We start from the raw sequence: 13941 nt of genomic DNA on the forward strand, positions 1-13941 counted from the left end.
CAAATCGGGATGATTTTTTCGGACGAGATATTGGACGGGAAGATAGTTTCGTGATATAGAAAGACTTCACATGAGAGTGTGGGGTCTTTTTTATGGAAATAAATAGGCTGAGTTGTTGAGGAGAGGGAGACGGTTTATGGGGAATATTTCGGTTTAAGATGGAAATAGAGATTAATTTAGTATATAATAAGTTATTAGCAAAGCATTAGCTGTTTATATACATTATAGCGATTATGCGAATTTAGATCACATTGATGGAATGACTGATGATTTTGCTCCTGCCACTTATAAAATGTTAGAAGACATCAGTATTTATAAATATTGAAATCCTGCAAATGGAACCGAGTAATGGAAGTGCAATTTTAGGTGTACATAACTATAAAAGTCCAGTAGATTTCTAACAATTGACAAATCAACAGGAAGCATATTTTTTAAGAAATATCATAAAAAGTATATATAATCGGAGAAAAATATTATATAATGACAAGGAGGTGTGCCTATGCAGATAATCATCGATAAAATTAAAGAAAAAACTGAATTAGATAAAGATTACTGGGACTTCAAAGATAAAAAGGATATTGATTCTTATGCGTTATCCCAGATTATGAAGTACCCAGCTGTGATGGTGTCAGATATGCAAAGAGAGCTTATTGATATTATTGCATCAACGACAGAAGTGAATACGATGTTGGATCCTTTCTGTGGATCGGGTACAACACTAATTGAATCGCTTAAGTATGATATACAACCATATGGAATAGATATTAACCCTCTTGCATACTTACTTGTAATGGTGAAGTCGACTAAATATAGTATTAAAACTCTGACCAGAGTAGTAGCAGATATCGAGAAAAAATTAGATGATGACTTTGACTTCGAAGTACATAATTTTGATGGTATTGACAAGTGGTTCAGAGAAGATATAAAAATCGGACTATCAAGGATAAGATCATTGATTTTAGCAGTAGAAAGTATTCGCTTAAGAAGATTTTTATGGGTTATTCTATCTGACACTGTTAGGGATAGTTGTAATTCAAGGTTATCAACCTATAAATTGTATATTAGAAAACCTACTCAAATTAAGAATTTGCCAGGGAATGTAGAAAAACAGTTTATTCGAAAAGCATACGCAGCAATCAATGAATTTCAGAGATTTTATTCTGATAATAAAAGTCAAAAAAAAGTAAAAGTACTTTATGGAAATGTGCTAGATATCCTAAAAGATAAACGTAGATTTAAAAATGATTGTTTTGATTTGATCTGCACATCTCCTCCGTATGGTGATAACAGTACTACAATCACTTATGGTCAATTTTCTATATTGCAGCTTCGATGGATCGATGTCTTGGATATTGATCAAAATATTGATAGGAGTATTACTGATACTCAAGGAGCAATAGACAGAATTAGTATGGGTGGCACATTATATACACTTGATCAAATAGACACTTCAAGACTATTTGAAAAAACACTTTCAGCATTATCATTCCACGAGTTTTTAATTAAGGAAAAGAGAGTGGATAAGGCTAGGAAAGTAAGTAGTTTCTTAGTGGATTATGATAAGTACTTTGAGCAATCAGTACGTGTACTTAGAAGTGGTGGATATCAAGTAATCACGCTTGGAAATCGTACAGTAAATGATAAGGTATTACCATTTGATCAAATTACTTTAGAACTTGCTGATTACTATGGAATGGAATATGTTTGGAGTTTTAAGAGAAACATAAGGAATAAGCGAAGGCCTAAAACGGTCAATAAGGATAATACTCAAACGATCAATCAGGAGATAATCATAATCTTAAGAAAAGAATAGAGCCGTGAGGCTCTATTCAATTTTTGCACAAATATCTTTGAAATTACATTCGGAGCAAAAAGCTGTATTATTGCATTTGGGGTAGTTATTCGATTTGATCATATGATATGCATCATTAATCTGCTTCTCAACTTTCTCTATATCTTGATTCTTAACAGGAGACTCATGTGGTTTGTTGTCACGTAGGTTATACGACACAACGGCAGTCGGATAATTTCCAGTTAACTTATGATAGCCCAATGCATAAATTAGGAGTTGCTTTTTCCTAAGATCAGGTGATAGAGTACTCGAATCACTTTTAAAATCTATGATTTTTATATCCCCAGATTTAGCATTTACAATTAGGTCAACACGTCCATTAATAAATACTAAATCGTTTAGCTTATAGTCTATAGGCGCTTCAATATATTCAACAAAGTCAAACATTGGTCTGTTGATTTGAGTATAATCATTAATAATACCCTTCGCTGAAGCACGCATACTCTCATATAAGCTACCTCCTGGTGGTGCCAACGGAAGATGCATATGAGTACTTAGCGTATCATAGTCTTTTACAGTTTGATTTTCCAAATATGACGTATGTAGGTCATCTAGCATATTATGAAGTGATCTACCGTAACCCATTCGTACATTTAATGGTGTGTTGAAGCCAAAAACTGATGAGAACTGGAACTTTCTGGGGCATTCAAATATGTCCTGTAATGTTGAAAAGTCAAATACCAATTGCTCAGGTTCTGCGGCATTATCATCGGCATATTCCATATCTCTTCCAAGAAAAACGTCACCATCTGGTACATAGTATGCGGAACTAAATATATATCGTAGTTGATTTGTCATATCTCTATAAAGTCTGTTTCCCATGGGTTTAGTATACTCAACCGATTTCGTCATGAACAAGAACTTCATACTCCGCGTAACTGCCACATAAAACAGGCGAGCATAGGCGTCTTCATTTTTATCATAGTTTGCCAGCTTACGTTGTACTGCATCATCAGCATACCTTAAAATTCCCTCTTTAGATTTTCCTCTTCCCGGCTGAGACGGGAACATGAAGTTCCTGCATAAGTGAGGCATGAAGACGACTGGAAATTCGAGACCTTTAGCACTATAGATTGTCATGATTTTAAGAGATTTTGTCTCGGTGAATTTTGGTGAGAGCCAGCCTTCTGGATACATTTCTTCCTTTGCATCATATGATAAGAACCGTACGAATTCCTTTATACGTGAACTAAATTCATCTAGGAAATATATTTTTTCGAAGTCATTAATGATTTCTGTAAATACTGCGTAATTATAGAGTATTTTTTCCCTAGTTGCCTTTTCATATTTATTAAAATTATATAACTTAATCAAATCAAGAAAGAACTGCTGAAGAGTGTTCTCATATCTGTCTTCAAGATTAGTGCTGTACTTATAGAAAATTGCATTTATAGATGAATATGACCTAAGTTTTTGCACATATGCTTCATCATAAAAAGTGATTCTAGAGGTTGGCTGAAGTCCACAAAATTCTATTGCAAAGAGCAGTAATAAATCAGAGATCGTCTGGATTTCCTTGGTTTCAAATAGCTGCTTTGTACCATCAATTATATAATCAATGTCATTCTTTTCGAGGAGTTCCAGAAGCTGCTGATTAAATTTCCTTAAGTTTTTTGTTGAGTCAACCAGTATTGCCATATCACGATAGTCTATTATGGTTTCTGTACCATCAGACTTAATTAGCTTACTTCCTTTTAGTTTGAGAATTGAATTAATAATAAACTCATTTTCGGAGTCAATATCGGAAAAGTCTGTTCGCGTAACTATGTCGCCTCGTTCATACTGAAAAGAATCACTGCATCTAAATTCCTTATCCACTCGATTGTTAGGATTAATGCTTCTGGCAACACTTTCTGCTATTTTAACTATACCTACCGAGGAACGATAATTTGTTGTAAGCTTTATTGTTTTTACATTGGTGAACTTTAATGGGAAATTCTTAAATACACTTAGATTACTACCACGCCATTCATATAGAGTTTGATCATCGTCTCCAACAACACAAACGTTTAGGCTGGGATTAATTTCCTTCATCTTGAGGATTATGGCCTCTTGAATTGTGTTGGTGTCTTGGTACTCATCAACTGTAATATACTTTAATGCTTTCACCTGCTTTTGAAGATCACTATTAACACTAAGTTGATCATAGTAAGCTTTTTGAACATGAGCAAAATCCAGCATGCTTCTTGTATTTAGCAGTTTAATATACTCGTTATAGAATTCTCTTAGGTTGGGATCTAAAGTCGAAATATCGATAAGCTCGTTTATTGCAAAATCAATTGTATCGAGAACTAGTCCGATATCACTTAAGACATAACCTTGTAAAGGCTGACCTAACTCATAATTATCTTTCTTTTTGCCCTTCTTATAATATGGGATTTTAAAAATGAGTGATTGATCAAGCCGTCGCTTAACGAGAAGTTTTCTTTGTACATCTGTTACTATTTCATATTTCTTATATTCAGGAACGTAATTCTGAAGCTGATCAAGACAAAATCCATGGATAGTACCAATGTACATTTCTGCTAAACCAAGAGTTGAACCAAATTCTTTTTCAAAATAGGAATAGATTCTTTCCTTCATTTCGTTGGCAGCCTTTACAGTAAATGTAATAGCGACCATCTCAGAAGGTAACGCCAGCTTTTGTTCTACAATATAAGCACTGCGGCCAACAATTGTACGGGTTTTTCCAGAACCAGCACATGCAATAGCCTGAAGATCTTTGTCTGTAATAAGAATACATTGTTGCTGTTCTGGGTTGTAACTACTTAAATCCATATATTCACCTCTTATCTTTTCTAATATTCTTCTCAACATCATCTATAGCTTGTACTCCCAATTAGCTGTGTCAAGGCTTACTTTCTCGAGAACTTTTCATTTGGATTATTGCGTACCTCAATGATAACATTATTCACTAGTAATTACAATATATGTCAAAGACAAAGTGGTTTTAAACAAGCTTATTAGGCATGCGGAAAAGAGATAAAATGACTAAAAGAAAGCGATGTACTAAATAGACTGGGGTATGAGGTATTATGAATTTTTTACATTAAGCGTTGCAGTCAATATGAGGGTAAGAAACTTATAATAATATAAAATATTATAGAGATATTGAAGAAAGATTTTACATAAAAGTGTAAGGCCTTTTTTGTTGCAATTATTCTAAAAAAAATATTGAAATCTAGTTATATTTTCTGCTGATTTTAAGGAATGAAGGCGTTATAATTGCTGACTGTAGAACTATTAGTTATGTTTATGAGTTTTAATGATGAAGTAGTTAAAAATGAGGCGGAGTAAGAAATTATTGTGGCTTATAAAGTGATTTTTCCAGTTTATATGCTACTTTTAGAATGAAAAAAGTAATACCACTAATACCAGTTTTTCATGTGCTTTACCAATTCATTTACTTTATTGATTTAATATTTAGCATATGGTAATTTTGCAAAACATAAGGGTAGATAAGATTGTCTGCAATTCCTAACATACAAATGATTATAATTGCCAATAGACAAAATAGGTCAAGAGTAAAGGTAATAGGGGAACCGTTAATTAAAGAACAAATTAAAGGATACTAAATGCTTTAGTTAGATGAGAGATTCATTCCATAGACTAATGAAACGCTATAATCATCATTGATTGAAATTATTCAGCGAGGGGGGATTAATTTGGCAGAATCAGAAGATAGTTTAATTATAGTCAAGGATAATATGATTGAATTACATAGACGTATGAAATCATTACAAGAAATAATCATTATTTTGGAGAGCGGGTTCGAGGCTATTAATGATGATAACTGTAATTATGTAATATCATCATTCATGGTAGTAGAAGAGCAATTAGTAAGCATGGTAAGAGACCTATCGGATAATATAGATGCAATAGCTTCTATGATAAAAGCTAAAGGAATTAATTGTCCTTATTCTTTAATGAATTTATGATGGTGATAATGGCCTGGACTTCATTGGAGGATAAGCCATCTAAATTAACAGGTTCTTTAGCCTTGATTCCTAACAGATAATCTGTTGAAACTTTAAAATAGCTTGCAAGTTTTATAAGTGTTTCCAGACTTGGAGACCTTTCACCTTTTTCGATAGCAGAAATAAGGGCATTTGTTACTCCAATTCTTTTGGAAAGGTCTGTTTGAGAAATATGCTGGCTTGTTCTTAAATTCCGTAAACGCTCACCAAGATTTTCTATCATGATCTACCTCCATATTACATGTATTAACTCATTGTAAATGGAATTAAACAATTAGTGGTTGAATATTATAAACTAATAGTTTATAATCTCTTATAGAAGTTGATTACTTATGAGAAAGTATACGGGTAAAGTGTCTGGTAAGTAATTAATACCATTAATACCACATTCAAAGTATTATGAAATAAATGGTTTATCAATGTAAGTAGAGGAGGGCAGATATGAAAAGAACAGTGATAATAGCAGGAACTATATTAAGTATGTGCATGGTCAATCAGATAGGGATCATCACTTCTTATGCGGTAGGCCCTGGGGATGGCTTAACAGCAAAGCAACCAGAAATTGAAACTTACTATCAGGATACAATACGAACCTTAGGTAACTGGGAGCAGCAGCAGCCAGATGGGTATTGGAGATTTAAGCAGGTAACAGGCTCTTACCTTACAAATAGCTGGGTAGAGAGCTTAACAGTACAAGGAAGTTTTTACTTTGTTAACTCTGATGGTTATATGATGACTAATGTAACAGCTCCAGACGGAAGATATGTAGATGCAAGTGGATTATGGAAAACAACAGCAGTGCCAAATCCGAACGTACCAACAGCCCCATCAGCACCTAATAATTCACCAAGTAATGGAAGTAAGGATATAAGTAATGTAGCCGGAAGATACGCGTATCTATTTGATGAAGAATATCAAAAAGATTTGAATGAACACCCTATAGATACGGATCACAGTCTTAATTAGTTGTTTATAAAGTAATAAACTAAAGATAAGTATGGAGGCGTACTCAATATAGCAAATATGTGAGTATGCCTTAATACATAAATATGATAATTATCTTCAATGCAAACTTGAATGATTATATTGTATATCCCAAATAAGGAGAAGTAAGCAATGAAAAGAAAAACCAATGAAGTAATCCTTATAGCTACAACAATCATACTGGTTAGTTTAAATGGAATAACATCATATGCAAAGGGGCCGGGAGAGACTAGCAGTGTTGAAAGTAAAAAGGTTAATATTATAACCTATTATCAAGATACGGTCCGATCTCTTGGAAATTGGGAGCAACAGTCAGGCGGTTATTGGAAATTTAAGCAGACAGTGGACGGAAGTTACCTCACTAATAGTTGGATAGAGTCGTTGAGTGAAGAGAGGGCATTTTACTATGTGAATGAAAACGGTTTAATGGTAACAAGCTGCACGACTCCTGATGGTTATGTTGTAGATGCAAGAGGGTTATGGAGGGCAACTAGTGTATCAAATCCAAACGTATCAGCAGCACCAAGTACTGGAAGTGATACTAAAGTAGCTCCTAAAGATTATGGCAGGTATGCTTGGTTGTTTTATGACGAAGATTATAAACAAGATTTAAGAGATCACCCTATAGACACAGATCACAGTTTAAATTAATCTATACTTCTGATATTGATGTAAAATTTTATTTTAAAATAAAGTGTAATAGCATAGGAGGAACGTGTATGAAATTAGCAAGAAAAATCATGATATTGGGTCTAACTGGTGGTTTAATTGTAGGTAATTGTATGTCAGCATTTGCAAGTGAGTCAGGTGCATACCTATACGGGCAAGAGTTGACCAAAATCAATAATAAAGATCAAAAATATTTTGCAATCGTAGTTGGAGATGTTGATGGCGTGATTGATAGAAATGAATTAACATTTGATAAAGGCAATTATTCGTATCAATTATGGGGTCTTTCAATTGGAATAGATGGGTATCAAAATGAAAGTTCAGATTCGCCAGAACACTACGGAAAGCCAATTCCAGAATTAAGGAAAACAAATGGAGTTTGGGATAAACCTGAGGATTTACTGAATGAAGGTAACGGATTTAATAAAGAAGATGCTCTTGAGTTTTTAATTGCTAAGTCATCTGGTATGAACAGTTTATTAGGTATTGTTAAACTTCCAGATAATGTAAATGTCTCAGAACTAAGTTCCAATTTAAGAAAATATGTGATTTATGCTCAAGAAATCCCCCAAAATAAGAAAGGGTGGAAGAGTGATGCCGTAGGTTGGTGGTATAGTAATGGAGATGGTACATATCCGGTTAATGAATGGAAAGAAATAGACGGTAAACGTTACTTTTTTGGAAAAGATGGTTATATGCTCCATGATACAACAACACCTGATGGGCGTAAGGTTGGATCGGATGGAGTAGAAATAGCTGAATATCCATACAATGCTGAACAGTTCTCCGCAATAGAAAGATATAAGCAGTCAGTAGTGCAGAATACGAGAGTAAAAGTGGAAACAGAGTTTTATCTTCAGAAGGACTTAAAAAAGTCTAGCGGTTGGATGCAAAATTCGGATGGTACCTGGAGTTTCAGAAAAAATGACGGAAGCTTTGCGACAGATGCCTGGGTTCAGAGTTCTACAAAAGAAACTGATCATTATTACGTAGACAGCACTGGAAAAATGCTTATCAATGGTTGTACACCATATGGTTTTGTTACAGATTCAAACGGATTGTGGACGGGGACAGTAGCAAAGGCAGAGATTGATTATACCGGTGATGCAGATAAGTACTATAGTGATATAGCTGAGACAGTAGCCCATGATCCGGAATATCAAAGGGTATTAACGGAGAATACTGCTAAATGGGTTAATAGTGATATGGGAAATTGGACTTCAAATGCTCAGTAAAATGGTAAAGTGGAATACAGTCTCTTCTATATTCATGGAGAAATCAAATAGATGTAGCAATAATAAAAATACCAGTAATACCATTTTTATAAGTTTAACTGTTTTTAAAGAGCAAATGATAAAGATAGGGGAGCCAGATTGTGGATCCCCTATCTTAGTTAAAACAGTATTTATATTGAATTGCAATTTAAAAGTACACCTTCTCATAATTATTCAGCTTACCTTAAGGTGTAAATTACACGTAGAGGTTTATCTGAATTAAATTATAATACAGTAATCAAAAATAATAAAAATTTAAGTGTTAGCATGTTTAGTGTGACATATAGGGAAATGAAAATAACAAGGCTGCCAATTTTAAACCAATTAGATATAGTTTTTAAGTGTGAGTAAAAATGTAAAAGTTAAGTAATAAATTTTAGTCTGAAAAAATAGTTGGATTTGCTTTGAAAATTTTAATGTTACCGAGATAAAAAAATGTTATGAGCATGTATGAAAAAATCGGGAGACAGTCAAGTGCCAAGAATGTGTTGAAAATGGTAAAGAAAATTAGAGTAGAAATGTGAAGGGGGAAGGATGAAGCGGATTTTATATAAAAAGTGAGTGAGAGATAATTCTATATATTCCCTAAATTCTTTTGGTAAAATTTGTACAATTTCTCTACTGGCAAAAATAAGTGTTGGCGGTATGATGTTGTTTACCAAATGAAAAGGAGAAAATATAAAAAATGAAAACGGAATGCGTAGAAGTAAATGATGGTTTAGCGGAAGGTGATATACTCTTTTCCATGGAAACAGATGATGAAAAGAAACTTCTCGAAAAAATCTTCCTTAGTGTTGTAGGCGGATACATAAATGTTGATTTTGAAAAGGTTAGACCTTATGTAAAGACAGACTTAGAAATTGCTCTGATAGAAAACGGGAATGGAAATGAGTACCAGTATATGCAAATGTCTAAACCAACAGATAGTGACTTCGGGACTGTATCTGTAGTTTTTTCCGTACTTGAGCTTATAACAAGTGCTAAAGAGATAAAATTTAGCCTTAAAGGGAAGAAGAAGTTTTACTTGACAATGTTGACTGAGAAAGGAAAAATCACCTTTGAGACTTGTGAAGAGAAAAAGAAGATAAATGAAGCATTTGGTGTCTATGATGAGAATGATGTTCATATTGTAGCTCATGATACTGGCTGTCCAGCATATTATATGGAACAAGGATTTAAAGTGAGTTGTATATAAACAATAGATAAGGAAGTAAATGAGCCTCTGGATTTGAGTATTCAGTGGCTCATTTTTGCTAATAGAAACAGAATGTTAAAAATTAAATTCAGAAAAGAGGAGAATTACATAAAATGAAAAGTTTAAATGCAGAAATTAAAGGTATCATAAAAGAGACTTTAGAGGTTGGTGCTTGCAATAGAAAAGAAATTATAAATGTTGTAAAGCAAAGGTTGCATGATAGAAAATCGTTAACCCATGGTAAAATCACAGGTGTAATTAAGACCATGAAAGAGAGCGGTGAAATAGAAACTGTATGTAGGGGTATCTATCAGAAAGGCAGCAGTAATAACAGTACTAGAATTCGTAATAGAATAAAAAGCATTATGATTCAGTTATTGTTTGATCTAAAAAAGGCGTGTACTGTTAATCTCTTACAGTTAGATGAATTTGATAAGGACTTAATTATGAAGATTCAGGCTATTATTGATGAATTAGAAGCGAAAATCAATGCCGTTTTTTCAGAGGAAGAATAAGTAGTTATGGATAATCGTTACTATGTTTTTATCCTATTATATGCTATAATTAAGCAGACGGGAATTTTAATTTTTTTAAAATAGAGAAAATGGTGCTAAAAATGGAGGTTATGTAAATGATAACTGAATTTCCCCAAAGACCAAAGCAACATGAAATTGATACAAGAGGTTCGAATTTATTATCATATGTTCTGCCTAAAGAATATATTTTTCGTTTTTTGGGAGAAAGAGATTATGGTATTGACGGATTAATAGAATTAGCCTTAGGTGGACAGGTTTCTGGTGTGTTTTTGTCTGTTCAACTAAAATCATCAGAAAATGTACATTGGACAAAAGACGGCACTGTAAAAATAAACATACCTAAAACAACTTGCAATTATTGGATGCAAAATACTATGCCTGTTTTATTGTTTTTAGCTGATTTATCAACGCAAAAAGTTTATTATGGTGATGTAAAGGCACAACTTAAAAAAAGATATGTGGATTATATTACGAATAACAGTTTTTCGTTTATACTTTCGAATAAAAATGAGTTGCATTTTCCTATACAACAGAATATCCAAAACGAAGACGATTATATAATTGCCTATGGCTTTCAATTTCGATTTATGGCATTTGTGCTAAGTATGGTGAGGCGTCCTACATTTGAAGCTAATTTAAAAGAATTTGTATCAAACTGGAGGAGATATTTTGAACATCTTAAACATCAAGGCGCTGATCCCTTTTTATTGCAACCTATAAGTTTTTATGAGCAAACAATTCATATCCATAATTGTATGCTCTATATTTCAAGTGAGCTTAACCTAGAAATGCAGGGTATTGATTTTCAAACAATTAAAAATAACTTGGAAGAAATGTATGAATATTATGAAGCTATACCTAGATATGAAGTTCTAGAACATGAGATCACTGTTCTTCATTCTCAGATTCAGGAATACATCGAAATCATTATACTTGGTATTAAAAATCATGTTTTAATTATAGAAAAAGATTTTTGGAGGTTAAAATTTTCAAATGTATACCAAGAAGCAAAAAAGATGGATTGGAACTCCGGGGAACACTGATGTGATTCCCACCTCTATTTTTAGTATTATTTCATAACAGATGGATTATTAAATTCTCTAAAGTACCATTTATCTAATGTAAACATATATGCTACTTTTGCATAATTGAAAAAAATAATATGTTTGTCAACAGTCTGAGGCTATCTGGTTATATGATAGCTTTTTATTTGTTTATAGGAGGATTTGTAATGGAGAAATTATTAACTTATGAAATCATTCGGTTAGAAATATTTAGATGTACTTATAACGATATTACAGATATTGTAATTGATGCATTTATAAGGTAAGTTTGCTATTCTTTTTAGAACTAATGCAGGTAGCAAAAGTATGTACATCAGGCTTAGAATATACTATTGAGGAATTTATTGATTCCTTAACCAGGAGCATTGCAGAAGAGGATAATGAGTTGTTAGAAAGAATGGAGGCATATGAATACTACCAGAAATACCAGCTTTTCGCATTTAGAATACGTGATTAAGAGTAATTAGTTAATATTGCTATGACATATAGATACTATTACCTGGACAATACGTGCTGATGAAAATAGAAATGTATTCGTAACAAATACTACCGGAGTAAATGTAAGCATAAACAGCAAGCAATCTTCCAATGATTTACTTAATAAAAATGCCACTCTACGTACCATGGATAACAGAACAAAGGCAGTATCTAACTTTGTAGCCTGTCTTGAAAGAAATAAGGGAGCAGATAGAAATGGTCAGCCATGGTATAATGAAGGGTTTGAAAGCATCACAGTTATTGAACATTACAGTGCCTACAAACTAGGATTTACAGGAAGTGGCGGAAGCGTTAGAAGTAGTGCTCTCGATCCAAAGCTCACTGGATATTTAAAAGACAGAGCAGATACTTTAGATATGGTGATGAGGATTATTATAAGATGGCAAAGTCAGGAAAGCCACTTTCTAGTAGTGAAATAAAAGATATCATGAGTAATAAGATAAGAGCAAGTGTATTTAAGACAAGTGCTGTGAGTGAATCCAATACATCAGTTGAAGGATACATCGGAACATTTGATGGATATTCAGTAACAGTTGGAGATATGGACTTCTTCTTATTCAGCAAGCTATTTTACATACCGAATGCAACGGTAATGGATTTGAATTAAAAATAAGGTTTAGTAGAGATCAAAGCAGGTATTTCATTTAAGTATAGATGAGAATACCTGCTTTTTTATTTAGTTCTTTTAGATTGAGAATTATAATGTGGCGAAAATATAAAGGTTTAAAAATATGAATATTGATAAAAGCGACCAGAATGTATTTACAAGGGTTTTATGGGTGGGATGGTATTCCCTATATAGATGAAGTTAGAAAGGGGAATAGGGGTGTTTTTGCATGTTTAAATGGGGGGATATATAAAGAGTGAGTTAAGATTAATTGGCGGCCATGAGGGACAATTAATAGTTAATGGCGTTGCTGTATCAGGTATTGGGATTAATGACATTAGAAAATAATGACAACATATTTTAAATGCGAAGGTTTTTTATAAGTGGAAAGGATTTTAAAATAATATTGAGTTTTCTAAATCAGAAAAGTACCCTGTATGGAAACAGATGGATCAATTTTTTCAAATAAAGATCAGGACAATAGTGAGGGAATCGTACTTTAAGAGAATAATTCTCTTTATTGTAATGATAAGAAAAAAATGTATAAAATATTTTAAACTGTATTTATACCAGTATAAGATAATAAAAAGCTAATATTTATGGGACATGACCAGGATAAAAGGTATTTAATCATATTATTAATTAGATAGTGATTTTGCTTTATATTGGGGGATATGGGATAGTGAAAATGTCTTTAAGTGGGTGGATATGGGTTCTGTCACGGTGTGAAAATTAATGTAAAGAACTTATCCCAGAATTGTAAAAGTAGTGATATAAGGGTTTTTTGGTTGGGTTTTGGAGGTAATATAAGGGGTTTTGGTGGTTGCCAAAGTATAGTACTTCCTTTAAATGGGGAGATATGGGATAAAAAGAGAAAATTAAGTGAAATATTTTTATGGTTTAATGAGAAATGTTAGTGGAGTAAATTCTGTTAAAATCAAAGTGTTTTTTTAAAATAAGGCATTAGTATAAGTGATTGTGATTTGAATATGCAGGTTTAATAGATCATTTTTTGCAAGGGAGTAAAACATTTAGATACAGTTATACGGCAAAAAAAGGGACAATTGGTGTAAATATTCTATGGAATGATTGAAAAGATAATAGTCTTTAATGCTACCATAGTGAAAATGTATGTTTCATTTATTATTAAAGGTAGTGGCATAAGGTAAATAGAGAATTAAAAAAAGGTACTGAGCAATTATGCAAGAAAAATAAATTACTAAAGAAAGATTTTGCATCTCATGTAAGCTGCCAGTATAAAGAACGTAAGGCCTTCTGGTATATT

General features: G+C 32.8%; 13 protein-coding genes. 11 read left to right on the top strand and 2 right to left on the bottom strand.

Features of this window, described 5'->3' with window-relative positions; all coding sequences use genetic code 11:
- Positions 1-499 precede the first annotated feature (499 nt).
- Positions 500-1813: a DNA methyltransferase gene (locus tag BMX69_RS21010; protein ID WP_100043423.1), complete on the top strand. Its 1314-nt coding sequence runs from the start codon at positions 500-502 to the stop codon at positions 1811-1813.
- Positions 1814-1825: 12 nt separating this feature from the next.
- On the opposite strand, the gene BMX69_RS21015 is transcribed toward BMX69_RS21010, so the two are convergent.
- A complete protein-coding gene (locus BMX69_RS21015; RefSeq protein WP_160117891.1) occupies positions 1826-4630 on the bottom strand; it encodes an ATP-dependent helicase in 2805 nt (934 codons plus the stop codon).
- 887 nt (positions 4631-5517) lie between these two features.
- On the opposite strand from BMX69_RS21015, the gene BMX69_RS21020 reads away from it, so the two are divergent.
- Entirely contained in the window at positions 5518-5790 is a 273-nt protein-coding gene (locus BMX69_RS21020; protein ID WP_054791047.1) for a hypothetical protein, read from the top strand.
- Here the strand turns inward: BMX69_RS21020 and BMX69_RS21025 are convergent.
- Entirely contained in the window at positions 5759-6052 is a 294-nt protein-coding gene (locus BMX69_RS21025) for a helix-turn-helix domain-containing protein (protein ID WP_054791046.1), read from the bottom strand. The two genes, BMX69_RS21020 and BMX69_RS21025, sit on opposite strands and share 32 nt — an antisense overlap.
- Before the next feature lie 218 nt (positions 6053-6270).
- Between BMX69_RS21025 and BMX69_RS21030 the strand changes: the two genes are divergently transcribed.
- The 9 genes from BMX69_RS21030 to BMX69_RS21060 all read left to right on the top strand — a co-directional run bounded on the left by BMX69_RS21030 (position 6271) and on the right by BMX69_RS21060 (position 12656).
- Complete coding sequence (locus BMX69_RS21030) at positions 6271-6795, top strand: hypothetical protein (RefSeq protein ID WP_054791045.1); 525 nt, start codon at positions 6271-6273, stop codon at positions 6793-6795.
- Between the two features lie 150 nt (positions 6796-6945).
- The gene (locus BMX69_RS21035; protein ID WP_054791044.1) at positions 6946-7464 is read left to right on the top strand and encodes a hypothetical protein; all 519 of its coding nucleotides are present in this window, start codon (positions 6946-6948) and stop codon (positions 7462-7464) included.
- Positions 7465-7532: 68 nt separating this feature from the next.
- Complete coding sequence (locus BMX69_RS21040) at positions 7533-8717, top strand: hypothetical protein (RefSeq protein ID WP_054791043.1); 1185 nt, start codon at positions 7533-7535, stop codon at positions 8715-8717.
- 724 nt (positions 8718-9441) lie between these two features.
- Positions 9442-9951, top strand: a complete 510-nt coding sequence (locus tag BMX69_RS21045; protein ID WP_100043425.1) for a hypothetical protein — start codon at positions 9442-9444, stop codon at positions 9949-9951.
- A 113-nt stretch (positions 9952-10064) separates the two neighbouring features.
- Positions 10065-10466, top strand: a complete 402-nt coding sequence (locus BMX69_RS21050) for a hypothetical protein (RefSeq protein ID WP_100043426.1) — start codon at positions 10065-10067, stop codon at positions 10464-10466.
- Between the two features lie 116 nt (positions 10467-10582).
- The gene (locus tag BMX69_RS21055) at positions 10583-11530 is read left to right on the top strand and encodes a DUF4365 domain-containing protein (RefSeq protein ID WP_100043427.1); all 948 of its coding nucleotides are present in this window, start codon (positions 10583-10585) and stop codon (positions 11528-11530) included.
- Between the two features lie 310 nt (positions 11531-11840).
- Positions 11841-12008: a hypothetical protein gene (locus BMX69_RS24540; protein WP_166433218.1), complete on the top strand. Its 168-nt coding sequence runs from the start codon at positions 11841-11843 to the stop codon at positions 12006-12008.
- A gap of 166 nt (positions 12009-12174) precedes the next feature.
- Entirely contained in the window at positions 12175-12468 is a 294-nt protein-coding gene (locus BMX69_RS24545; RefSeq protein WP_054791038.1) for a hypothetical protein, read from the top strand.
- Positions 12429-12656: a hypothetical protein gene (locus BMX69_RS21060; protein WP_100043428.1), complete on the top strand. Its 228-nt coding sequence runs from the start codon at positions 12429-12431 to the stop codon at positions 12654-12656. The genes BMX69_RS24545 and BMX69_RS21060 overlap by 40 nt, the downstream gene beginning before the upstream one ends.
- The last annotated feature ends 1285 nt before the right edge of the window (positions 12657-13941 follow it).

The organism is Lacrimispora sphenoides JCM 1415 (assembly GCF_900105615.1).
Taxonomy (GTDB): domain Bacteria; phylum Bacillota; class Clostridia; order Lachnospirales; family Lachnospiraceae; genus Lacrimispora; species Lacrimispora sphenoides.

Excerpts from the sequence above, each read along its gene's own strand:
- BMX69_RS21010 (WP_100043423.1), top strand. The coding sequence starts at position 500 with ATGCAGATAATCATCGATAAAATTAAAGAAAAAACTGAATTAGATAAA.
- BMX69_RS21015 (WP_160117891.1), bottom strand. The coding sequence starts at position 4,630 with ATGGATTTAAGTAGTTACAACCCAGAACAGCAACAATGTATTCTTATT.
- BMX69_RS21025 (WP_054791046.1), bottom strand. The coding sequence starts at position 6,052 with ATGATAGAAAATCTTGGTGAGCGTTTACGGAATTTAAGAACAAGCCAG.
- BMX69_RS21030 (WP_054791045.1), top strand. The coding sequence starts at position 6,271 with ATGAAAAGAACAGTGATAATAGCAGGAACTATATTAAGTATGTGCATG.
- BMX69_RS21035 (WP_054791044.1), top strand. The coding sequence starts at position 6,946 with ATGAAAAGAAAAACCAATGAAGTAATCCTTATAGCTACAACAATCATA.
- BMX69_RS21040 (WP_054791043.1), top strand. The coding sequence starts at position 7,533 with ATGAAATTAGCAAGAAAAATCATGATATTGGGTCTAACTGGTGGTTTA.
- BMX69_RS21045 (WP_100043425.1), top strand. The coding sequence starts at position 9,442 with ATGAAAACGGAATGCGTAGAAGTAAATGATGGTTTAGCGGAAGGTGAT.
- BMX69_RS21050 (WP_100043426.1), top strand. The coding sequence starts at position 10,065 with ATGAAAAGTTTAAATGCAGAAATTAAAGGTATCATAAAAGAGACTTTA.
- BMX69_RS21055 (WP_100043427.1), top strand. The coding sequence starts at position 10,583 with ATGATAACTGAATTTCCCCAAAGACCAAAGCAACATGAAATTGATACA.
- BMX69_RS24540 (WP_166433218.1), top strand. The coding sequence starts at position 11,841 with ATGCAGGTAGCAAAAGTATGTACATCAGGCTTAGAATATACTATTGAG.
- BMX69_RS24545 (WP_054791038.1), top strand. The coding sequence starts at position 12,175 with ATGGATAACAGAACAAAGGCAGTATCTAACTTTGTAGCCTGTCTTGAA.
- BMX69_RS21060 (WP_100043428.1), top strand. The coding sequence starts at position 12,429 with ATGGCAAAGTCAGGAAAGCCACTTTCTAGTAGTGAAATAAAAGATATC.